This window comes from Kineococcus auxinigenes (assembly GCF_050871525.1).
Taxonomy (GTDB): Bacteria; Actinomycetota; Actinomycetes; order Actinomycetales; family Kineococcaceae; genus Kineococcus.
Genome location: NZ_JBKBCT010000030.1, coordinates 15,120 through 35,239, shown reverse-complemented (window position 1 = coordinate 35,239; position 20,120 = coordinate 15,120). Strand labels below are relative to the sequence as shown.

The following is a 20,120-nucleotide window of genomic DNA, read 5'->3' as shown; positions in this document are numbered from 1 at the left end:
CCGTCCCGGCTCCCGGCCCCACCCTCGACGACAGGACACGCAGTGATCGACTTCCGGTACCACGTCGTCTCGCTGGTGTCGGTGTTCCTGGCGCTGGCCGTCGGCATCGTCCTCGGCGCCGGCCCCCTCAACGAGGGCATCTCCACGGGGATCACCGACCAGGTGCGCCAGCTCACCGAGGAGAAGGAGCAGCTGCGCACGGAGCGGGACGAGGCCCTGGCCGTGGGGGAGGCGCAGGACGCCTGGGCCGAGGCCGTGGCCCCCGCCGTCGTCGAGCGGCTGCTGGGCGGCCGTGCCGTCGCCGTGGTGGAGCTGCCCGGCGCCGACTCCAGCGCGGCCGACGCCGCCGTGGAGGTTCTGCAGCAGGCGGGTGCCACCGTCTCCGCCCGCGTGACCGTGCAGGAGGAGTGGACCGTCGAGACGCAGGAGCAGGAGCGCGCCGACCTCGCGGCCGAGCTCGTGCCCCAGCTCGCCACCGGCGACGAGGCGGCAGCGGTGGGCACCGACCCGCAGGTGGTGCTGGCCACCGCGCTCGCCCGCTCCCTCGTGACCGCCGACCTCGCCCAGACCGTCGTCGCCGATCCCACCCGCACCGCACTGCTCACCACCCTCGCCGATGCCGGCCTCGTGGAGGTGGACGTGCAGGCCGAGCAGCGCGCCACGCTGGTCCTGCTCGTCGCCGGCGCGGCGGACCCGGACGCCAGCGACGAGCGCTCCGAGGCCGCCGCCGCGGCCTGGGAGGCCCTGGCCGGCCGGTTCGACGACCTGGCGGCGGGTGCGGTCGTCGCCGGCCCCACCGAGGCGGCAGCCGCTGAGGCGGCCGTGGCCGTGGTGCGCTCCGACGACGAGCTGGCCGAGCAGGTCAGCACGGTCGACGACCTGGACACCGCCATCGGCCGTGTGAACGCCGTGCTCGCGCTCCGGGAGCAGCTGGCCGGCCGGGCGGGCCACTACGGCACCGCCTCCACGGCCACGTCGGTCAGCCCGCCCCTGCCGGCGGCCGCCCCGTGAGCGCCCCCGCAGCGGCACGCACCGCCGCCGCCGGGGTGGTCGCCGCCCGCGCGGGGCGCGTCCTCGCCCGTCGCCTGCCCCGCCACCCGCCGGGCGGGGCAGCCCGGTGGGAGCGCCGCAACCACCGCGGTGACGTCGTCACCCTGCTGGAGGGCCCGGTGGCCGCGCTCGCCGCCGGGGCCGGCAGCGTGCTGGCCGCTGCGCCGTGGGGCCGGGCGGCCGCGGTGGCGACCCTGGGCGCCGGGGCCTTCGGCGCCGTGGACGACCTCGCCGAGCGCCGCGGGGACCGCGAGGCGGGCGCTCGCGGGCTGGCCGGCCACCTGGCCGCGCTGCGCCGCGGACGGCTGACCACCGGCGCGCTGAAGGTGCTCGGGCTGGGAGCCACGGGGGTGGCGTGCGCGGTGCTGACGGCCCCGCGCAGCCCGCGCCGGCCGGGCGAGCTGGCCGACGCCGCCGTCGCCGCGGCCCTCGTCGCCGGCAGCGCCAACCTGCTGAACCTGTTCGACCTGCGCCCGGGGCGCGCGGCCAAGCTGACCGTCGTCCTGGCGGCCTCGCTGGCCGCCGGCGCCCCGGGCAGCAGGGGCGCCGTGCGTGCGCGCCCGCTGGCCGCGGCGGCCGCCGGTGCCGCGGCCGCGGTCCTGCCCGACGACCTGGCGGGACGCAGCATGCTCGGCGACACGGGAGCCAACGCGCTGGGGGCGCTGCTCGGCGTGGCCTGCCTGGCGCGCTGGGAGCGGGCCGGGCGGGCCGGCGCCCTGCTCGTGGTGACGGGGCTGACCCTCGCCTCGGAGCGGGTGAGCTTCAGCCGGGTCATCGAGGCGTCCCCGCTGCTGCGGGAGCTGGACCGGCTCGGGCGCCCGTGAGGGGTGCGCGGTCGGTCGCGGCCGCCGCCGCCTCGGTCGCCGTGCTGACCGTCGCCGCGCGCCTGGCCGGCTTCGGCCGGCTCCTGGCGTTCTCGCAGACCGTCGGCGACAGCTGCCTGGGCACCGTCTACGCGACCGCGAACCAGGTGCCCAACGTCCTGTTCGAGGTGGTCGCTGGCGGTGCGCTGGCCGGCGTCCTCGTGCCGGTGCTGTCGGCGCGCCTGGCCTCGGCCGACCCGGCGGAGCGGGCTGCCGCCTCGCGGACCGCCTCGGCGGCGCTGACGTGGAGCGTGCTGGTCGTCAGCCTGGCGGCGGCGGTCACGGCCCTGCTGGCGCGTCCCCTGGTGGACGTGCTGCTGCGGGACACCTCGGCCGCCCAGTGCGGTGGCGACCCGGCGGCCCTGGGGACGCTGATGCTGTGGGTGTTCCTGCCGCAGGTCCCCCTGTACGCGGTGGCGGTCGTCCTGGCGGGCGCCCTGCAGGCCCAGCACCGCTTCACCGCCCCGGCCGCTGCACCGCTGGTGTCTAGCCTGGTGGTCGGTGCCACCTACCTGCTGGTGGGGGTGCTGGTGCCCGCCCCGGTGGTGCGCAGCGGTCTGCAGGACGTCCCGGCGACGGCGGTGGCGGTGCTGGCCGGCGGCACGACCCTGGGGGTCGTGGCGCTGGCGGCCGCCCACGCACCCGCGCTGCGCTCGGCGGTGCGCTGGCGCCCGGTCCTGCGGCCGGCACCGGGGGACTGGCCGCGCCTGCGCTCGCTGGCGCTGTCGGGGCTGGCGGTGCTGCTGGCCCAGCAGGTGGTCTCGGTGGTCGTGATCCTGCTCAGCAACGACGCCGCCCCGGGCGCGGTGAACCGCTGGAGCTACGCCTGGGCGCTGTTCCTGCTGCCGTACGCGGTGCTCGCGGTGCCGGTGGCCACGGCCGTCTTCCCCCGCCTGGCCCGGGCCGCGGAGGAAGGGGCTCAGGAGGTGTTCGGTGCACTGCTGGCGCGTTCGGTGCGCACGGTCCTCCTGGTGAGCTCACTGGGAGCGGCCGTGCTCGCGGCCACCGCCGTTCCCGTCGCGACCGTCTTCGTCGTCGGCCGGGTGGGCTCCGGGCGCACCGACGACCTGTCCCTGGCGCTGGCGGTCTTCGCGCCCGCGCTGCTCGGGTACGGCCTGGTGGCCCTGCTGACGCGCGCCCTGTACGCGCTGGGGGCCGGGCGCGCGGTGGTGACCGGGACCGTGGTCGGCTGGGGCGTCGTCCTCGCCGGCATGCTGGTGGGCGTCGCGCTGCTGCCGCCGGAGCGGGTCGTCACCACCCTGGCCGCGGCGCACGCGGTGGGGCTGAGCGTCGCCGGGGTGCTCCTGCTGCGCGCGACGCACCGCCTCGCCGGGCGGGCCGCGCTGAGCGGGGTGGTGCGGGCGCTGGTGGCGGCGCTGCTGGCGGCCGCGGCCGGGGCTGCGGCGGGAGGTGCGGTGCCCCTGGTGCTGGAGCAGGACGGGCTGGTGGCCGTGCTCACCTCCGGGGTGCTGGCCGCCTCGCTGGCGGTGGTGGTGTGGGCGGTGCTCGCCCGTGCGCTGGTGCCGGGCGACGTGCGGGTGCTGACCGGGTTCGCCGGCCGGCTGCTGCACCGCGCACGGGCCGTGGACGCGGAGCCCGGTGCGGGCCCGACGGCGGAGGGGGAGGGACGTGGTCGAGACGGTGCGCGAGGGCGCTGACGCGGAGCCGGGGCGCGGGGCGGTGGTGTTCGTCCTGGCCACCAGCGCCGGCGGGGTGGGCAGGCACGTGGCGGAGCTGTGCTCGGGGTTGAGCGCGCGGGGAGCGGCGGTGCACGTGGCGGCGCCCCGCGAGACGCTGGGCCGCTTCCGCTTCGAGGCGGCGACCGTCCCGGTGGCGATCGGCGCCTCGCTGCACCCGCTGCGCGACCTGCGCGCGGCGGCGCGGCTGCGGCGAGCGCTGCTGGCTCCCTCCGCGCGCGGGGCGGTGGTGCACGCCCACGGCGTGCGGGCCGCCCTGGTGGCGACCCTGGCGGTGCGCGCGCTGCGCCCCCGGCCGGGACTGGTGGTGACCCTGCACAACGCCGTCCTGGGGGCGGGCGGGCGCGCCCGGCTGGGGCGGGCCGTGCAGGACGCGGTGTGCCGCTGCGCCGACGTCGTGCTGGCGGTGTCGCAGGACCTGCTGGAGCAGGCCCGGTCGGCCGGGGCCCGGCGGGTGCGCCGCGCGCTGGTGCCGGCGCCGGTCCTGCCCCCGGGCGCGCCCGTGCTGCCGCCGGGGGATCCGGTGGTGCTGGTGGTGGCCCGGCTGGCCCCGCAGAAGGGTCTGGGGGTGCTGCTGGACGCCGTCGGGCTGCTGCGGCACCGGGCCCGCGTCCTTGTGGCCGGTGACGGGCCGCTGCGCGCGGTGCTGGCCGAGCACGTCGCGGAGCGCGGGCTGCCGGTGGTGCTGCTGGGTGCCCGCGACGACGTCCCGGACCTGCTGGCCTCGGCCGACGTGGTCGTCAGCGCCAGCGAGTGGGAGGGGCAGCCGGTCTTCCTGCAGGAGGCGCTGCGGGCGGGCGTTCCGGTGGTGGCCACCGACGCGGGCGGTACCGCGGAGGTCACCGGGGCGGCCGCGGACCTGGTGCCGGTGGGCGACGCCTCGGCCCTGGCCGCGGCCGTCGACGCGCTGCTGGCCGATCCGCGGCTGCGCGAGGAGCGCCGCGAGCGCTCCCGCGAGCGCGCCCGGCAGCTGCCCGGAGCGGCCGACGCCCTGGCGCAGGTCCTCGCCGAGCACGGTGCGGCGCGGCGCGCGGCCCGCGGCACCCCGGACGTCGGGTAACCTCGAAGTCCGTGGCGAACCGCAGCAACCCCGAGTCCCCCACCCAGCACGTCTTCGTCACCGGGGGGGTGGCCTCCTCCCTCGGGAAGGGTCTGACGGCCTCCAGCCTCGGTCGTCTGCTCCGCGCGCGCGGTCTGCGCGTGGCGATGCAGAAGCTCGACCCGTACCTCAACGTGGACCCGGGCACCATGAACCCGTTCCAGCACGGCGAGGTCTTCGTCACCGACGACGGCGCCGAGACGGACCTGGACATCGGTCACTACGAGCGCTTCCTCGACGTGCGCTTCGACGCGTCGGCGAACGTGACGACCGGCCAGGTGTACTCCTCGGTGATCGCCAAGGAGCGGCGCGGTGAGTACCTGGGCGACACGGTCCAGGTCATCCCGCACATCACCAACGAGATCGTCGAGCGGATGCGGGCGCAGGCCCGCCCCGACATCGACGTCATCATCACCGAGGTCGGCGGGACCGTCGGCGACATCGAGTCCCTGCCCTTCCTGGAGGCCGCCCGCCAGGTCCGCCAGCGCCTGGGCCGCGACAACGTCTTCTTCGTGCACGTCTCCCTCGTGCCGTACATCGGCCCCAGCGGTGAGCTGAAGACCAAGCCCACCCAGCACTCGGTGGCGGCGCTGCGCAGCATCGGCATCCAGCCCGACGCGGTCGTGTGCCGCTCGGACCGGGAGATCCCCGAGGGCGTCAAGCGCAAGATCGCCTCGATGTGCGACGTGGACGACGAGGCCGTGGTGGCCTGCGTCGACGCGCCCTCGATCTACGACATCCCCAAGGTCCTGCACCGCGAGGGCCTGGACGCCTACCTGGTGCGCAAGCTGAACCTGTCGTTCCGCGACGTGGACTGGACCACGTGGGACGAGCTGCTGCGCCGGGTGCACTCGCCGCGCCGGCGGGTGGAGATCGCCCTGGTGGGCAAGTACATCGACCTGCCCGACGCCTACCTCTCGGTCACCGAGGCGCTGCGCGCCGGGGGGTTCGCCGAGGACGCCAAGGTGGACATCCGCTGGGTCGCGGCCGACGACTGCGACACCCCGGAGGGCGCTCGCAGGGAGCTGCACGGCGTGGACGCGGTCTGCGTCCCGGGCGGTTTCGGCGTGCGCGGCATCGAGGGCAAGCTGGGGGCCCTGCGCTGGACGCGCGAGAACGGCGTGCCGACGCTGGGGTTGTGCCTGGGCCTGCAGTGCATGGTGATCGAGTACGCGCGCAACGTCGCCGGCCTGGCCGGGGCGAGCTCCACGGAGTTCGACGCGGACGCGGAGCACCCCGTGATCGCCACGATGGCCGAGCAGCGCCACATCGTCGCCGGGGCCGGCGACATGGGCGGCACGATGCGGCTGGGCTCGTACGAGGCCGTGCTGCAGGCGGGTTCGGTGGTCGCGGCCACCTACGGCAGCGAGCGCATCTCCGAGCGGCACCGGCACCGCTACGAGGTCAACAACTCCTACCGCGAGCAGCTGGCCGACGCCGGGCTGGTCTTCTCGGGCCTGTCCCCGGACCGTGAGCTGGTGGAGTTCGTGGAGCTGCCCGAGGACGTCCACCCCTACTACGTGGCCACCCAGGCGCACCCGGAGTTCAAGTCGCGCCCGACCCGCTCGCACCCGCTGTTCTCCGGCTTGGTCGCGGCCGCGCTGCGCCGCCAGCGCGAGGAGCAGCTCCTCGACGTGGACCCCGAGCCTGCCGTCGAGCACGCCGAGCCGCGCCCCGGCCGCGAGGACGAGCAGGCGGAGCTGTCGGAGGTGACGGCGTGAGCGGCTTCCCCGAGGAGCTCGACGTGCCGGTGGTCACCGCCGGCGACGTGGCCGACGCGGAGGTGCGGCGTCCGCTGCTCTCCACCGACGTGGTCTTCACCGGGCACGTGTGGGACGTGGTGCGCGAGGAGGTGGAGCTGCCGGGCGGGACCGTCACCCGCGACGTGCAGCGCCACCCCGGTGCGGTGACCGTGCTGGCCCTGGACGGCGACGACAACGTGGTCCTGCTCAAGCAGTACCGCCACCCGGTGCGCCGGGAGCTGTGGGAGCTGCCCGCGGGTCTGCTCGACGTCGAGGGGGAGGCGCCGCTGGTGGCCGCCCGGCGCGAGCTGGCGGAGGAGGCCGACCTGGTCGCCGCCGACTGGGCCGTCGTCGTGGACTGGTTCAACTCCCCGGGGGGTTCCAGCGAGGCCAACCGCATCTACCTGGCCCGCGGGCTGTCCGCGGTGCCGCGCTCGGAGCGCCACGACCGCGAGGACGAGGAGCGCGACATGGTGCCGGTGCGCCTGCCGCTGGAGGAGGCGGTGCGCGCGGTGCTGCAGGGGCACCTGCACAACCCGGGCACCGTCATCGGGGTGCTGGCCGTGCACGCCGCCAGGGCGGCGGGGTTCACCACGCTGCGCCCGGCGGACGAGCCGTGGCCGGAGGGCCTGCTGCGCCGCTGAACGGCTCGCGCCGCGCCCGTCGCGTCGCTGCCCGCCCGGGGCGGGTGCCTGCCCTAGTGTCACGGGGGTGCCGCCCGTGAGCTCCGCGCCGCCCGCCGACGTGCGGGACGACGTGCCCGGGCGCGCGCCCGAGCCGGCGGGGCGCCTCGTGGCGGCCCTGCGCGACTACCTCGGTCACCTGCAGGTGGAGCGGGGGCTGTCGGAGAACACCCTGGGGGCCTACCGCCGCGACCTGCGCCGCTACCTGCGCTTCCTGGCGGCGCAGGGGGTGCAGGACCCCGCGGCCGTCGACGAGGCGACGGTCAGCGCCTTCGTCGTGGCGCTGCGCACCGGTGCCGACGGGGGGGCGGCGCTGACGGCGAGCTCGGCGGCGCGCACCGCCTCGGCCGTGCGCGGCTGGCACCGGTTCCTGCACGCGGAGGGCCACAGCGTCGCCGACCCGGCGTCGCTGGTGCGCCCCCCTGCTCCGCCGCGGCGGCTGCCCACGGCCCTGACCGTGGAGGAGGTCGCCCGGCTGCTGGAGGTGGCGGGGGCCGGTGGCGGTCCCGCGGCGTTGCGCGACCGGGCCCTGCTGGAGCTGCTGTACGGCAGCGGCGCCCGCATCAGCGAGGCGGTGGGCCTGGACGTCGACGACGTCTCGCCCCAGGTGCTGGGGGAGAGCGGCGTGGTGCGCCTGCGCGGGAAGGGGTCCAAGGAGCGCGTCGTCCCGCTGGGCTCGTACGCCCGCCGCGCGCTGGAGCAGTACCTGGTGCGCGCGCGCCCGGAGCTGGCCTCGCACGGGCGGGGGGCGGCGGCGCTGTTCCTGAACAGCCGGGGCGCGCGGCTGTCGCGGCAGAGCGCGTGGGCGGTGCTGCAGGCGGCGGCCGGTCGGGCGGGCATCGCGCGCGCCGTCTCCCCGCACACCCTGCGGCACTCCTTCGCCACCCACCTGCTGCGCGGCGGGGCGGACGTGCGCGTCGTGCAGGAGCTCCTCGGCCACGCCTCGGTGGCCACCACGCAGGTGTACACGCTCGTGACCGCGGACTCGCTGCGCGAGGTGCACGCGGAGACGCACCCCCGCGCGCACCGGTCACCGCGCAGCGCGGACTAAGGTCGTCCGCGCCAGCGCACCTGCGCGACCGCTCTGCGGGGCGCGGAGCACCGCCCGAGACGAGGAAGTGCCACGCCAGTGACCAGCGAGTTCCCGCCGTCCGCCCCCTCGACGCCGCCGGTGCCCGGTGCGGTGGGGACGCCGCGACCCGACGCCGGCCCCGCCCCGGTGCCGCCGGCCGACGGCCGCGACGTGCAGGGTGAGATCGAGCTGGGGCCGCAGACCGGGCCGACGGGTCGCCCGCTGCCCGCGTTCCCGGTGCCCGAGCCGCTGCAGCAGCACGGCCCGGCGCGGGTCATCTCCATGTGCAACCAGAAGGGCGGGGTCGGCAAGACCACCACGACGATCAACCTGGGGGCCGCGCTGGCGGAGTACGGCCGCCGCGTGCTGCTGGTGGACTTCGACCCGCAGGGTGCGCTGTCGGCGGGGCTGGGCGTGAACTCGCACGAGCTGGACCGCACCGTCTACCAGCTGCTGATGGAGCCGGGCACGGACGTGCGCGAGGTGATCCGCGAGACCGCGGTGGAGGGCCTGGACCTGCTGCCGGCGAACATCGACCTGTCGGCGGCCGAGGTGCAGCTGGTCGGCGAGGTGGCGCGCGAGAGCGTGCTGGCGCGGGCCCTGCGCCCGGTGCTGGGCGACTACGACGTGGTGCTCATCGACTGCCAGCCCTCGCTGGGGCTGCTGACCGTCAACGCGCTGACGGCCTCGCACGGGGTGCTCATCCCCCTGGAGTGCGAGTTCTTCGCGCTGCGCGGGGTGGCGCTGCTGGTGGAGACGATCGAGAAGGTCCAGGAGCGGCTGAACCCGGTCCTGGAGGTGGACGGGATCCTGGCGACGATGTTCGACGGGCGCACCCTGCACAGCCGCGAGGTGGTCGCCCGGGTCGTCGACGCCTTCGGCGACGACGTCTTCCACACGGTGATCGGGCGCACGGTCAAGTTCCCGGACGCGACCGTGGCGGCCGAGCCGATCACCGTCTACGCCAGCAGCCACCCCGGCGCCGAGGCGTACCGGCAGCTGGCGCGGGAACTGGTGGCGCGCGGCGACGCCGCCTGAGCCGTCACCCGATCTGGTCACCGGCTGTGGCCGGGCTGTGGTCGGGACGGGTGAGAACCCTCCCTCGCCCGGCGGAACCGGTCGCTCGTGGTGACCGGCGCCCGGGGTCCCCCGTGCGAGCGTCGGCGCATGCCCCTCACCGCAGCCCCGCGCGGCACCGGCGCGCCCGAGCAGGTCCCGGGCACCGGCGCCCGGCGCGTGCCCGCCCCCACCCGTGAGCGCCGGCCCGCGCTGCTCGCCCTCGGCCTGGTCCTGGTCGTGGGCGGTGCGCTGGGCAGCGCCCTGGTGGTCCACCGCAGCGGCGACCGCGTGGACGTCCTCGTGGCCCGCCACGACATCTCCCCCGGCGACCGCGTGGAGGCCGACGACCTGCGGGTGGCCCGTGTCGCCGCCGACGGTGCCGCCGTCGTGCCGGCCGAGGCGCTCCCCAACTTCGTGGGCACCTACGCCACCGCCCGCGTGCCCGCGGACACGCTGGTGAACCGCACGATGTTCCTCGCCGGTGGCGTGGTCCCCTCCGACGCGGCCGTCGTCGGCGTGGTCCTGGGCCCGCAGCAGCGTCCCAGCGAGGCGCTGCGCTCCGGCGACGTCGTGCGCGTCTTCCTCGTCGCCGAGGACGGCGGCGCCACGGTCACGGGGGACCCCGCGGGCACCGTCCTGCTGCCGTCGGCCCGCGTGGTCGCCGGGGGTGCGGGTGACGCGGCCGGCTCGGGCGCGGTGTCGCTGCTCGTGCCGGCGGAGCGCTCCGCGGCCGTGATCGCCGCGGCCGCCGCCGGGCAGGTCGCCGTGGCCCGCGTGGCGGACAGCACGCGCCCCGACGTCGACCTGGTCGAGGGCTGAGCCGTGGCGATCGTGTGCTTCCTGTCGGCGAAGGGCTCGCCGGGGGCGACCACCGCAGCGCTGCTGACGGCGGCCCTGTGGCCGCGGGACGTCGTGGTGCTGGACGCCGACCCCGCCGGCGGGGACGTGGCCGCCCGACTGCCGGGTGCGGCCGGTGCCGTCCTGGACGCCGAGCGCGGCCTGCTGCCGCTGCTGACGTCGGCGCGCCGGGGCCTGAGCCCGCAGCAGCTCCTCGACGAGGCCCAGCCGGCGGCCGGCGGCACGGCCGTGGTGTGCGGGCTGACGCGCCCCCAGCAGGCGGCCGCCGCCGTCGGCAGCTGGCCGGCGCTGAGCGCGGCGGCCGCGGGGCTGGGAGCGGTCGGCACGGACGTCGTCGTCGACGCCGGCCGCGTGACCACCGAGCCGGTGCACCTGCCGCTGCTGCGCGACGCGGACGTGGTGGTCCTCGTCCTGCGCGACGACGTGACGTCCGTGCTGCACGCCCGTGAGCGGCTGGCGGCCCTGCAGGCGTCGCTGCGCCGCGCCGACGGGCTGCTGCCGCGCACCGGCGTCCTCGTCGTCGGCGACGCCCGGCGCGGTGACGGTGACCAGGCCGCGGGGGTCGTGCGTGCGGCCGGGGAGCGGGTGGAGGACTTCGGGCGGCTGCCCCTGGACGTCGCCGGTGCCCGTGTCTTCGACGGCGCGCGCACCGCCCGTCCGGAGCGCACCGCCCTGGTCCGCGCCGGCCGGGCGGTGGTCGCGACCCTGGCGGCGGCCGCCGCCGGTGAGCACCGGAGGGCCGCGTGAGCGTCCTGACCCCCCGCACGGGGGCGCCCCGGGTGCCGTCGCCACGCTCCGGTGCGCCGGGGGTCGACCACGACCTCGTGCGCCGGCTGCGCGGCCAGGTGGCCGAGCGGCTGTCCGCGCAGCGCCGCCGCGACGACGTCGCGGGGCGCGCTCCGATGTCCGGCGCCGACGAGCGCCAGTTCGCGCGCTCGCTCGTGGTCCAGGTGCTCGAGGACCACGCCCGCGCCGAGGTGGAGGCCGGCCGCTCGCCGCTGGGCCCGGCCGCGGAGGAGGCCGTGGCCGCGGCGATCAGCGCGGCGCTGTTCGGTGTCGGCCGCCTGCAGCCGCTGCTGGAGGACCCGGACGTGGAGAACGTGGACGTCAACGGGTTCGACCGCGTGTTCGTCGGGTACGCCGACGGCCGCGAGGAACTGCACGAGCCGGTCGCCGAGTCCGACGAGGACCTGGTGGAACTGGTCCAGGTCCTCGCGGCGAACGTCGGCCTCACCAGCCGCCCCTTCGACGCCGCGAACCCGCAGCTGGACCTGCGGTTGCCGGACGGGTCGCGGTTGTCCGCCGTCATGGGGGTGTGCCAGCGCCCCGCCCTGAGCATCCGGCGCGCTCGCCTGGCCCGGGCGACGCTGGCGGACCTCGTGGCGGCCGGCTCCATGGACGAGGACCTGGCGGGTTTCCTGCGCGCTGCGGTGCGAGCCCGCAAGAACATCATGATCTCCGGTTCGACGAACTCGGGGAAGACGACGTTGCTGCGTGCGCTGGCCGCGGAGATCGGCCCGCACGAGCGGCTCATCACCGTCGAGCGCGCCCTCGAACTGGGCCTGGACCAGGACGTCGAGGCGCACCCCAACGCCGTCGCGTTCGAGGAGCGGCTGCCGAACTCCGAAGGCGTGGGCGGCGTGGGCATGGCCGAACTGGTGCGCCGCTCGCTGCGCATGAACCCCAGCAGGGTCATCGTCGGCGAGGTGCTCGGCGACGAGATCGTCACGATGCTCAACGCGATGAGCCAGGGCAACGACGGTTCGCTGTCGACGATCCACGCGAACTCCTCCGCGGAGGTGTTCAACCGCATCGCCACGTACGCCCTGCAGGCGGAGGAGCACCTGCCGGTCGAGGCCAGTCACATGCTCATCGCGGGAGCGGTGGACTTCGTGGTGTTCCTCGACAAGCAGAACACCTACCACGCCGGCGGCGGCCTGCGCCGGGTGGTGACCAGCGTTCGCGAGGTCACCGGGGTGGACGGCCGGGTGCTGTCCTCGGAGGTCTTCCTCGCCGGCGCTGACGGCGTGGCGCGCGCACACGCGCCCGTGCAGTGCGCGGCGGCCCTGGAGGCGGCCGGCTGGTCGGCTCCCGTCGTGGACCGGTGGGGCTCGTGACGGTTTCCGTGCTCCCCTCGGCCCTGGCGGCGCTCTCGCCTGAGGTGCTCGCCGCCCTGAGCGCGGGTGCGGCCGGTGCCGGGGTCCTGGCCGTCGTCGCCGGTGCGCTCGGGCAGGCGCCCGGGACCGGGGGTCGCCCCTGGTGGCGACGCCGGGCGCCGCACGTGAGCAGGCGGGTGCTGCTGAGCGCCGGTGCCGCGGTGCTGACCCTGGTCCTGACCCGGTGGCTGGTCGCAGCTGCGGGCATCGGCCTGCTCGTGGCCTGCTGGGACCGGTTGTTCGGGGCGGGCGCGGAGGCGGGCCGGGGCATCGCGCGGCTGGAGGCGCTGGCCACCTGGACGGAGTCCCTGCGCGACACCATCGCCGGCGCGGTCGGCCTGGAGCAGGCGATCCCCGCCACGGCGGGCACGTCCGCCCCCGTGCTGCGGCCGTCGCTGAACCTGCTGGTGGACCGGCTGCGCATCCGGGAACCGCTCGCGGACGCGCTGGTGCGCTTCGCCGACGACGTCGACGACCCGAGCGCCGACGTGGTCTGCGCGGCGCTGGTGCTCAACGCCCGCCTGCGCGGGCCGGGCCTGCGCGACGTGCTGACCGCTCTGGCGGCGTCCACGCGTGAGGAGCTGGACGTGCGGCGGCGCATCGAGGCCAGCCGCCGCAGCATCCGCCGCAGCGTGCAGATCGTGCTGCTCATCGTGCTGGGCGTGATGGGTCTGCTGGCGGTCTTCAACCGCCCGTACGTGGCGCCGTACTCCACGGTGACCGGTCAGCTCGCGCTGCTCGTCGTGGGGGCGGTGCTGCTCGCCAGCCTGTTGTGGTTGCGCCGGCTGGCCCGGGTGGAGAGCCACGAGAGGTTCCTCGTGGGGGCGGGGGTGGCGCGGTGACGCCCGCCCTGCTCGCCGGTGCCGCCTGCGGCACCGGGGTGCTGCTCGTCCTCGCGGTGCTGCTGCGCCCGCACCCGTCGCTGGCCGTGCAGGTCGCCCGGCACGACGGCCTGCGCCGCAGCGCGCGCCGGCGGCTGCTCAGCGCGGCCGAGGCCGCTGCGTCCGCCGCGCCGGACCGCGGACTGCTGGGGTTGTCCAGCGCCACCGGCCGGTTGGTGCGCGCCCTCGGCGACCGTCTGGAGGTGCTCAGCGCCGAACGCGGCTGGCGGCTGCGGCGCACCCGGGCGGACCTGGCCGTGCTGGGCCGCGGCACCGGTGAGTTCCTGGCCACCAAGGTGGTCGCGGCCCTGCTCCTGCTGCTGCTGGTACCGGTGTGCTGGGTGATCCTGCGCTCGTCCGGCGTGCCCCTGCCGGCCGGCGCGCCGCTTCCGCTGGCGCTCGTGCTCGGCGGTCTGGGGTTCGTGGTCCCGGACCTGGCGCTGCGCGCGGACGCCGAGCGCCGCCGTCGGGACTTCCGCCGTGTCGTCGGGGTGTTCTGCGACCTGGTGGCGATGAACCTCGCCGGGGGGCGGGGCCTGCCCGAGGCGCTGCTGAGCTCCGCCTCGGTCAGCGACTACTGGGCGCTGGTGCGCATCCGTCAGGCGCTGGCGAACGCCCGGCTGCTGGGGGAGAACCCGTGGGACGCGCTGGGGAACCTCGGTGAGGAACTCGCCGTCGCGGAACTGACCGACCTGGCGGGAGCCCTGGTGCTGGCGGCTGACGACGGCGCGAAGATCCGTGCCTCGCTGGCGGCCCGCGCGGCGACGGTGCGCCGCCGCGACATGGCCGACGTGGAGGGTGAGGCGGGGGAGAAGTCCCAGTCCATGCTCGTCGCGCAACTGCTGCTGTGCACCGCGTTCATGGTGTTCCTGGCCTTCCCCGCCGTCTCGAACCTGCTCGGCAGTTCCTGACGCGACCGGCGCCCTTCCCCACCCCGGGCCATCTCGGCACCGAGGACCTGCAAGCTCGAATCCCTGAAGGAGAAACCCGTGTCCTCGAACCCGACCGTCCTCACCCGCGTGCGTTCCACCCTCGCTGCGCGAGCTCGCCAGGCAGCGGCCGGCGGCCGCGACGCCGGCGCCTCCGCGCTGGAGTGGGCGATCATCGCCGCGGTCGTCGTGGTCGCCGCCTCCGTCATCGGCGGGGTGATCTTCAACATCGTCCAGACCAAGGGGGCCGACCTGCAGGAGTGCGCGAACGTCGCCGTCGGTTCCGCGTGCGCCGGGGGCGGTGCCTCCGGGGGCGGCGCGGAGTGAGGCGCCGCGACGAGGGTTCCGCCGCGCTGGAGATGGCGTTCATCGCGCCGGTGTTCCTGCTGCTGGTGTTCTTCGCCGTCCAGGTGGGGTTGTGGGCGTACGGGCGTTCCGTCGCGCTGGAGGCCGCGCGCGAGGGCGTCGCCCAGTTGCGGGTGTTCCCCGACCAGCAGTCCGCCGAGGCGGGCCAGCCCGCGGTGGAGGAGCACGTGCGCCTGTTCGCGGGGACCCTCGGCCGCGAGTCGCTGCTGCAGCCGGAGGTGAGCACCACGTGGCAGCCGGAGCAGCGCCGGGTCGGCGTCCAGGTCACCGGGCGCGTGATCAGCCTGGTGCCCGGCCTGGAACTGACGACGACGCAGCGCGCCGTCGGCACCGTCGAGCGGTTCCAGGGGGCGCGGTGAAGCGGCGTGGTGCGCCCGGGGACGCCGGCAGCGTGGCGCTGGAGTTCACCCTCGTCGCGCCCCTCCTGCTGGTGCTCATCGGGTTGCTGCTGGCGTACGCGCGTGTCGCGCAGGTGTCGGCGACGCTCGACGCGGGCGTGCGCGACGCCGCCCGCTCGGCCACCCAGTCCCGTTCCGCCGGTGCGGCGTGGACCCGCGCCCAGGAGGTGATCGCAACCTCCGTGGGCCCCGGCGACTGCGCCGACTCCCTGGTCGTGGACGAGGTCGCGCCGCTGGTGCCCGGCACCGCGGTCACCGTCACCGCGCGCTGCTCGTACTCGCTGGACGACCTCGGCCTGCCGGGGTTCCCCGGCAGCGTGACCGTCCGCTCGTCCTTCTCCAGCCCCCTCGACCCGAACCGGGAGGTGTCGTCGTGACCGTTTCCTCGCTGCGCCTCGTCGCAGGTCGCGACGAAGGATCCATCGCGCCGGCCGTGCCGGTGCTGGCCCTCGTCCTGCTGCTGCTGGCCGGGCTGGTCGCCGACGCCTCGCGGCAGTTGACGGCACGGTCCCGGGCCATCGCCTACGCCGAGGAGGCCGCACGCGCCGGCGCGGCCGCCATCGAGCTCGACGCGCCGGAGCTGCGGCTGCTGCCGGAGCAGCAGGTGGCCGAGCGGGTCAACACCTACTGCCGCGCAGCGGCGGCCTCCGACGGGCCTGTCGTCGCGAGCGGGGACTGCTTCCGCGGCACCACGTCCGACGGCGATCCCCTGGGGCGCCGCATCGTCGTGCAGGCGCACGTCGACGTCGTCGTGCCGACCACCCTGCTGGGCATCGTCGGCATCCGTGAGCTGCGTGCCGCCGGCGACGGACGGGCCCGCCCCTTCGAGGGCACCGACCAGGAGGACGCGCGGTGAGGGGCGTGCGCGCGCGCGGCGCTGCCGCGCTGCTGCTGACCGCCGCGGTGGCGGCCACCCCTACCGCGTGCTCGGGCGCGGGTTCTGCGGTGGCGCCCCCGACCCCGGTCGCGCCCGCCACGACGGCCCCGGCGCCGGCTCCCGCTCCAGCCGCCGGGGACGTGGCCGCGGACCCGTACGTCGGTGACCCCGCGGTGGTGGCGGTGCGCGACTACCTGCGCCAGCAGGCACTGGCGATCAACGCCCGGCAGAGCGACCCGGCCGCCCTGCCGGCGTTCACCGCGACCCTGACGCCGGCGGCGCTGGAGTGGGCGGTGCCGCTGCTGGCGGCGAACCTCGGCGACGAGATGCCCGGGCCGTACCCGGTGGGGGTGCTCACCAGCACCCGCGACGGCGCGGACCGCGTGGAGCTGCAGCTGTGCCTGCAGGACCGCGGCTGGCAGGTGGACCGGGCCGGTGGCCAGCCGCTGAACCCGGCGCACTTCGCGCGCGCGAGCGCGGTCGTGGTGCGCAGCGGCGAGCGGTGGCTCGTCGACGACGTCGTCGGCGCGGGCGAGGAGTGCTCGGCAGCGCAGGTGCGCGAGGAGAGGTTCTGATGGGTGTGGACGTGGTGCGCCGCTCGCGCGGCGCGGTGGCGGCGGCCCTGGCCGTCGTGCTGCTGCAGCTGTCCCCGGTGCCGGCGGCGTCGGCGGTGGAGGCCGGGGCGGCGCGCTCGCTGGCCTCCTCCTCCGGTGACGTGCAGCGCACCACCGGCTCCTGCCTGACCCGTGCGTCGTCGGCGGGCACCTACTCGATGCGCTGCGCGGGTTCCTCGCGCCGGGCGGGCAGCTTCCGCGACCTCCTGCAGGGAGCACCCGTGCCGACCTGCTGGTTGCAGGACACCGCTGCGCCCGACCCCGACTCGTTCACCGGGGTCACCCTGTCCGGCGGTGGTCCCGGCGAGCCCGCCGCCCCGGCCGCGACCGCCCCGTCCACCCGGCTCCTCTCGGTGCCGGTGACGGCGAGCCCGACCGCGATCCCGACAGCGTCGCCGACCCTCGCGCCGACCGCATCGCCGACCCTCTCACCGACGGCACCGCCGACCGCGTCGCCGACCCTGGCGCCGACGGCGCCGCCGACCGCGTCGCCGACCGCGTCGCCGACGGCGTCGCCGACCCCCACCCCGACGCCGGAGGAGTTCCAGCAGATCACCATCACCCCACCACCGGACCCGGACAGCGGTGTGCCGTCCTGGAACATCGAGTTCACGCCGTCCACTGTGGTGGTGTTCCGCGACGCGCCGGACCGCTGCCCCTTCTGGAGCGAGCTCACCGCGGGGCAGCAGGCGTACGTGGAACTCGCGCGCGAGCGCCGTGGCCGGATCCACACCCTCGGCGTGCTCACCTCCCCGTCGACGACGCCCCGCGTCGGGCAGACGATCGCCTTCTCCCGCGGCGAGCCGGAGGAACCCCGGGAACTCGCCTCGGGCGACGTGCGGATGAGGGCCGTCGTGGTCGAACTCGTCGTCGAACCCGGGGAGGAACCGGGTGAGATCGTGCGGTGCGCGGGCCGGGGGAACCGGCTGGCCGCCGGCGCGAGCGTCCGCAGCGGCCCCGGGCTGTGCTCGTACACCTACCGCAGCACCTCCGCGGGGCGCACCCACGCGGGCACCCCGGACAACTTCACCGTCCGTGCCACCGAGGTCTGGCGCATCGAGGTGAGCCGGGACGCCGGCGCCACGTGGGAGGAGCTGCGCGTCGTGGAGCTGGAGACCGAGACCGGTCTGCGCGTCACCGAGGTGCAGACGCTCGTGGTGCCGCTGACGAGCTGAGCACCCACCACCGTCCCAGCAGGACCCGGGGCAGGACCCGGGCGTCGCCAGAAACGAAGGAACCATGTCCACCTCAACCCTGCCCGGGTCGCGCCGCACGCCGGTGCGCCTGCCCCGGCGCGCGCTGTCCCCGCAGGCGCGCCGCCTGGAACTGCTGCGGGGGGGGGGGGGGGGGGGGGGGGGGGGGGGGGGGGGGGGGGGGGGGGGGGGCGGCCGGGGGGGGGGGGGGGGGGAGCCCCCGCCGGCGCGTCCACCCCCCCCCCCCCCCCCCCCCCCCCCCGCGCTGGTGCTGCTCGCCGTGCTCGGCGGCGTCCCTCTCGGCCTGGTGCACCTGGTCGGCAACCCCCTGCCGGCGACACCACCCACCTCGGCCTGGCTCGACGCGGAACTGACGGCGGGTGCCGTCGTGGACGTGCTGGCCGCCGCCCTGTGGCTGCTGTGGGGGCACTTCACCGGGTGCGTGGTCGCCGAGCTCGCCGCGTGGGCCCGCGGTGGCACGGCCGCCCGTGCGCGCCTCGGCGGAACGAACCAGGTCCTCGCGCAGCGGCTCGTCGCCGCCGTCCTGCTGCTGGCCTCCGGGGCGGTGTGGGTGCCGCCGACCGCCGCGGCGCCGTTCCTCGCCGCGGTGGCCTCGTCCACGAACCTCGGGGCCGGGGGCGCGGCGGGGGCGACCGGCACGCACGGCGCGGAGGCCGGTGCCGCTCGTGGTGCTCCCGCCGGGTCGGACCTGTCGGGGGACCCGACGGCGGACCCGACGGCGCGCGTGCCTGCGGGTGCCGCTGCTGAGGCGGGGTGGGTCAGCACCGCGACCGCGCCCGCCGGCCCCGGCGGGCTCGTCGGCCACGTGGTGCAGCCCCCGAACGGCCGGCACCACGACTGCCTGTGGGACATCGCCGAACGCACCCTGGGTGACCCGCTGAGGTACCGGGAGATCTTCGAGCTGAACAAGGACCGGGTGCAGCCCGACGGGTCCCGGCTCCTCGACGCCGACCTGATCCGGCCCGGGTGGGTGCTGCTGCTGCCGGCGGACGCGGTCGGCGCCGGTGCCCCGGTGCCCGTCGCGCCGGCGCCCGCGCCCGCCCCCGCCCCGCAGCCCGTTCCCGCCGTTCCCGCTGCGCCGGTCGCCGCTGCGGTGGGGGACGGGACGCCGGAGTCCTCCGACGTGGTCTCCAAGGCCGCGCTCAGCGGCGGGTTGCTGCTCGCGGGTGTGCTCGCCGCGCTGTCCGGCCGCGCCCGCGGGCGTTCCGGCGAGGAGGTCGTCGAGCACGTCCGGCTGGCCGCGGACGTGCCGCGCGCCCGGTTCCTCGACACGGCGCTGCGGGCCCTGGCCGCGGACCGGGCCGCCGCCGGGCTGCCGCTGCCGGACGTGGTGGCCGCTCACCTGTCCGCCGACGAGCTCGTGCTGCACCTCGGGGCCCGTCCGGACGGCCCCGCCGCCGTTCCCCCGGCGCCCTGGACGGTGCTGGCCGCCGGCGCGTGGCGGGTCGCGCGCGCGGACCTGCCCGAGAACCCCTCCGCCGGTCCGGCCGCCGCTCCCTACCCGGCCCTCGTGGACGTCGCCGGCAGCGGTGAGCACGAGGTCCTCGTGGACCTGGAGAGCGCCCCGGGCCTCGTCGCCGTCGGCGGGCGGTCGGACGCGGCGCGGGACGTGGTCACCTCGATGGCCGTGGAGCTGGCGACGAACTCGTGGTCCGACGGCGTGGACGTGCACCTCGTGGGTTTCGGGGACGAGCTGTCCGCGCTGACCCCCGGGAACCTCACCGCGCACGTCGCGCTGGACCCGCTGCTGGATCGGCTGGAGGTGCGGCACGAGGCCCCGTCCCGGCCGGAGGACCTGCTGGCCGGGCGCCTCGCCCGCGACGCCGGGCGCCCGCGGCCGACGGTCGTCGCGCTCTCCGGGCGCCCCGCACCGGAGCAGGTGCGGCGACTGACCCGGCTCACCACCGGTGGGCGCACCCCCGTCGCCGTGCTCTGCGTGGGTGACGTTCCGGAGGCGTCGTGGCGGTTCTCGATCGACGACGCGGGGACCCTGGACCTCGGGGTGCTCGGCCTGCGCGGCACCGCGCGCAGGCTGCCGCCGGAGGAGTACGCCTCCTGGCTGGCCGCGCTGCGCGCAGCCCTGTGAGCACGGCGGTGGAACCGCCCGGACGGGCGTGTGGACACCGCACCGGAACACCGTTCTCAGTGCTCCACTGGAACTCCCGGGACCGCCGGTCCCGGGTCGGAGAAGAACCCCTCGGAGAAGGAGACCACCGTGGCGAACCTGAACGTCACCTACGACGACATGCGCACCGCCTCCGGCAACCTGGAGAACGGCAGGCAGGAGATCGCCGACAAGCTCGCCCGCCTGAAGGCCCTCGTCGACAGCCTCGTCTCCGCCGGCTACGTGACCGACAAGTCCTCGGTCGCCTTCAAGGACTCCTACGACGAGTTCAACACCGGCATCACCCACGTCCTGGACGGCCTCATCGGGATGTCGACCTACCTGAGCACCGCGGCGCAGACCCTCGAGGACGCCGACGTCCAGCTCGCCGCCCAGCTCGGCCGCTGACCCACCGCTCCCGCGAGCTGCCGCGCACCCGCCCGCCGGGTGGCCGGCGG

21 protein-coding genes are annotated in these 20,120 nt (G+C 76.7%); all 21 read left to right on the top strand.

Going from position 1 to position 20,120, the window contains the following annotated elements; all coding sequences use genetic code 11:
* The first annotated feature begins 42 nt into the window (after positions 1-42).
* Entirely contained in the window at positions 43-1,011 is a 969-nt protein-coding gene (locus ACRYR9_RS10355) for a copper transporter (RefSeq protein ID WP_432497266.1), read from the top strand.
* Positions 1,008-1,874 carry a hypothetical protein gene (locus ACRYR9_RS10350; RefSeq protein ID WP_432497268.1) on the top strand — a complete coding sequence of 289 codons (867 nt, stop codon included), beginning with the start codon at positions 1,008-1,010 and terminating at the stop codon, positions 1,872-1,874. The genes ACRYR9_RS10355 and ACRYR9_RS10350 overlap by 4 nt, the downstream gene beginning before the upstream one ends.
* A complete protein-coding gene (gene murJ / locus ACRYR9_RS10345; RefSeq protein ID WP_432497270.1) occupies positions 1,871-3,571 on the top strand; it encodes a murein biosynthesis integral membrane protein MurJ in 1,701 nt (566 codons plus the stop codon). Before ACRYR9_RS10350 ends, murJ begins: the two co-directional genes overlap by 4 nt.
* The gene (locus ACRYR9_RS10340) at positions 3,543-4,670 is read left to right on the top strand and encodes a glycosyltransferase (RefSeq protein ID WP_432497272.1); all 1,128 of its coding nucleotides are present in this window, start codon (positions 3,543-3,545) and stop codon (positions 4,668-4,670) included. The genes murJ and ACRYR9_RS10340 overlap by 29 nt, the downstream gene beginning before the upstream one ends.
* 11 nt (positions 4,671-4,681) lie before the next feature.
* On the top strand, positions 4,682-6,430 hold the full coding sequence (locus tag ACRYR9_RS10335; RefSeq protein ID WP_432497275.1) for a CTP synthase: 1,749 nt from the start codon (positions 4,682-4,684) through the stop codon (positions 6,428-6,430).
* Entirely contained in the window at positions 6,427-7,095 is a 669-nt protein-coding gene (locus ACRYR9_RS10330; protein ID WP_432497278.1) for an NUDIX domain-containing protein, read from the top strand. Before ACRYR9_RS10335 ends, ACRYR9_RS10330 begins: the two co-directional genes overlap by 4 nt.
* Before the next feature lie 76 nt (positions 7,096-7,171).
* Positions 7,172-8,185, top strand: coding sequence for a site-specific tyrosine recombinase XerD (gene xerD, locus ACRYR9_RS10325; RefSeq protein WP_432497281.1), 1,014 nt, complete (start codon positions 7,172-7,174; stop codon positions 8,183-8,185).
* Between the two features lie 192 nt (positions 8,186-8,377).
* Positions 8,378-9,244: a ParA family protein gene (locus tag ACRYR9_RS10320; RefSeq protein WP_432497312.1), complete on the top strand. Its 867-nt coding sequence runs from the start codon at positions 8,378-8,380 to the stop codon at positions 9,242-9,244.
* Between the two features lie 129 nt (positions 9,245-9,373).
* Positions 9,374-10,084: an SAF domain-containing protein gene (locus ACRYR9_RS10315; protein ID WP_432497283.1), complete on the top strand. Its 711-nt coding sequence runs from the start codon at positions 9,374-9,376 to the stop codon at positions 10,082-10,084.
* 3 nt (positions 10,085-10,087) lie between these two features.
* Positions 10,088-10,870: a hypothetical protein gene (locus ACRYR9_RS10310; RefSeq protein WP_432497286.1), complete on the top strand. Its 783-nt coding sequence runs from the start codon at positions 10,088-10,090 to the stop codon at positions 10,868-10,870.
* Positions 10,871-10,875: 5 nt separating this feature from the next.
* Positions 10,876-12,240: a CpaF family protein gene (locus ACRYR9_RS10305; protein WP_432497315.1), complete on the top strand. Its 1,365-nt coding sequence runs from the start codon at positions 10,876-10,878 to the stop codon at positions 12,238-12,240.
* Positions 12,241-12,248: 8 nt separating this feature from the next.
* Entirely contained in the window at positions 12,249-13,121 is an 873-nt protein-coding gene (locus ACRYR9_RS10300; RefSeq protein ID WP_432509395.1) for a type II secretion system F family protein, read from the top strand.
* Complete coding sequence (locus ACRYR9_RS10295; RefSeq protein WP_432497291.1) at positions 13,118-14,071, top strand: type II secretion system F family protein; 954 nt, start codon at positions 13,118-13,120, stop codon at positions 14,069-14,071. The genes ACRYR9_RS10300 and ACRYR9_RS10295 overlap by 4 nt, the downstream gene beginning before the upstream one ends.
* 78 nt (positions 14,072-14,149) lie before the next feature.
* Entirely contained in the window at positions 14,150-14,416 is a 267-nt protein-coding gene (locus ACRYR9_RS10290) for a hypothetical protein (RefSeq protein WP_432497294.1), read from the top strand.
* Complete coding sequence (locus ACRYR9_RS10285) at positions 14,413-14,814, top strand: TadE family protein (protein ID WP_432497297.1); 402 nt, start codon at positions 14,413-14,415, stop codon at positions 14,812-14,814. The genes ACRYR9_RS10290 and ACRYR9_RS10285 overlap by 4 nt, the downstream gene beginning before the upstream one ends.
* A complete protein-coding gene (locus tag ACRYR9_RS10280) occupies positions 14,811-15,230 on the top strand; it encodes a TadE/TadG family type IV pilus assembly protein (protein WP_432497299.1) in 420 nt (139 codons plus the stop codon). Before ACRYR9_RS10285 ends, ACRYR9_RS10280 begins: the two co-directional genes overlap by 4 nt.
* Positions 15,227-15,709, top strand: coding sequence for a pilus assembly protein TadG-related protein (locus ACRYR9_RS10275; protein WP_432497302.1), 483 nt, complete (start codon positions 15,227-15,229; stop codon positions 15,707-15,709). Before ACRYR9_RS10280 ends, ACRYR9_RS10275 begins: the two co-directional genes overlap by 4 nt.
* The gene (locus ACRYR9_RS10270) at positions 15,706-16,305 is read left to right on the top strand and encodes a hypothetical protein (protein ID WP_432497304.1); all 600 of its coding nucleotides are present in this window, start codon (positions 15,706-15,708) and stop codon (positions 16,303-16,305) included. Before ACRYR9_RS10275 ends, ACRYR9_RS10270 begins: the two co-directional genes overlap by 4 nt.
* Positions 16,305-17,519 (top strand): PT domain-containing protein, encoded by a 1,215-nt coding sequence (locus tag ACRYR9_RS10265; RefSeq protein WP_432497306.1) that lies wholly within the window; start codon positions 16,305-16,307, stop codon positions 17,517-17,519. The genes ACRYR9_RS10270 and ACRYR9_RS10265 overlap by 1 nt, the downstream gene beginning before the upstream one ends.
* 286 nt (positions 17,520-17,805) lie before the next feature.
* On the top strand, positions 17,806-19,644 hold the full coding sequence (locus ACRYR9_RS10260) for a LysM peptidoglycan-binding domain-containing protein (RefSeq protein ID WP_432497992.1): 1,839 nt from the start codon (positions 17,806-17,808) through the stop codon (positions 19,642-19,644).
* Positions 19,645-19,773: 129 nt separating this feature from the next.
* A complete protein-coding gene (locus tag ACRYR9_RS10255) occupies positions 19,774-20,070 on the top strand; it encodes a WXG100 family type VII secretion target (protein WP_432497989.1) in 297 nt (98 codons plus the stop codon).
* The last annotated feature ends 50 nt before the right edge of the window (positions 20,071-20,120 follow it).

What these genes read in the sequence shown, in the direction of transcription:
- ACRYR9_RS10315 (WP_432497283.1), top strand. Translation starts at nt 9,374, where the DNA reads ATGCCCCTCACCGCAGCCCCGCGCGGCACCGGCGCGCCCGAGCAGGTC.
- ACRYR9_RS10265 (WP_432497306.1), top strand. Translation starts at nt 16,305, where the DNA reads ATGGGTGTGGACGTGGTGCGCCGCTCGCGCGGCGCGGTGGCGGCGGCC.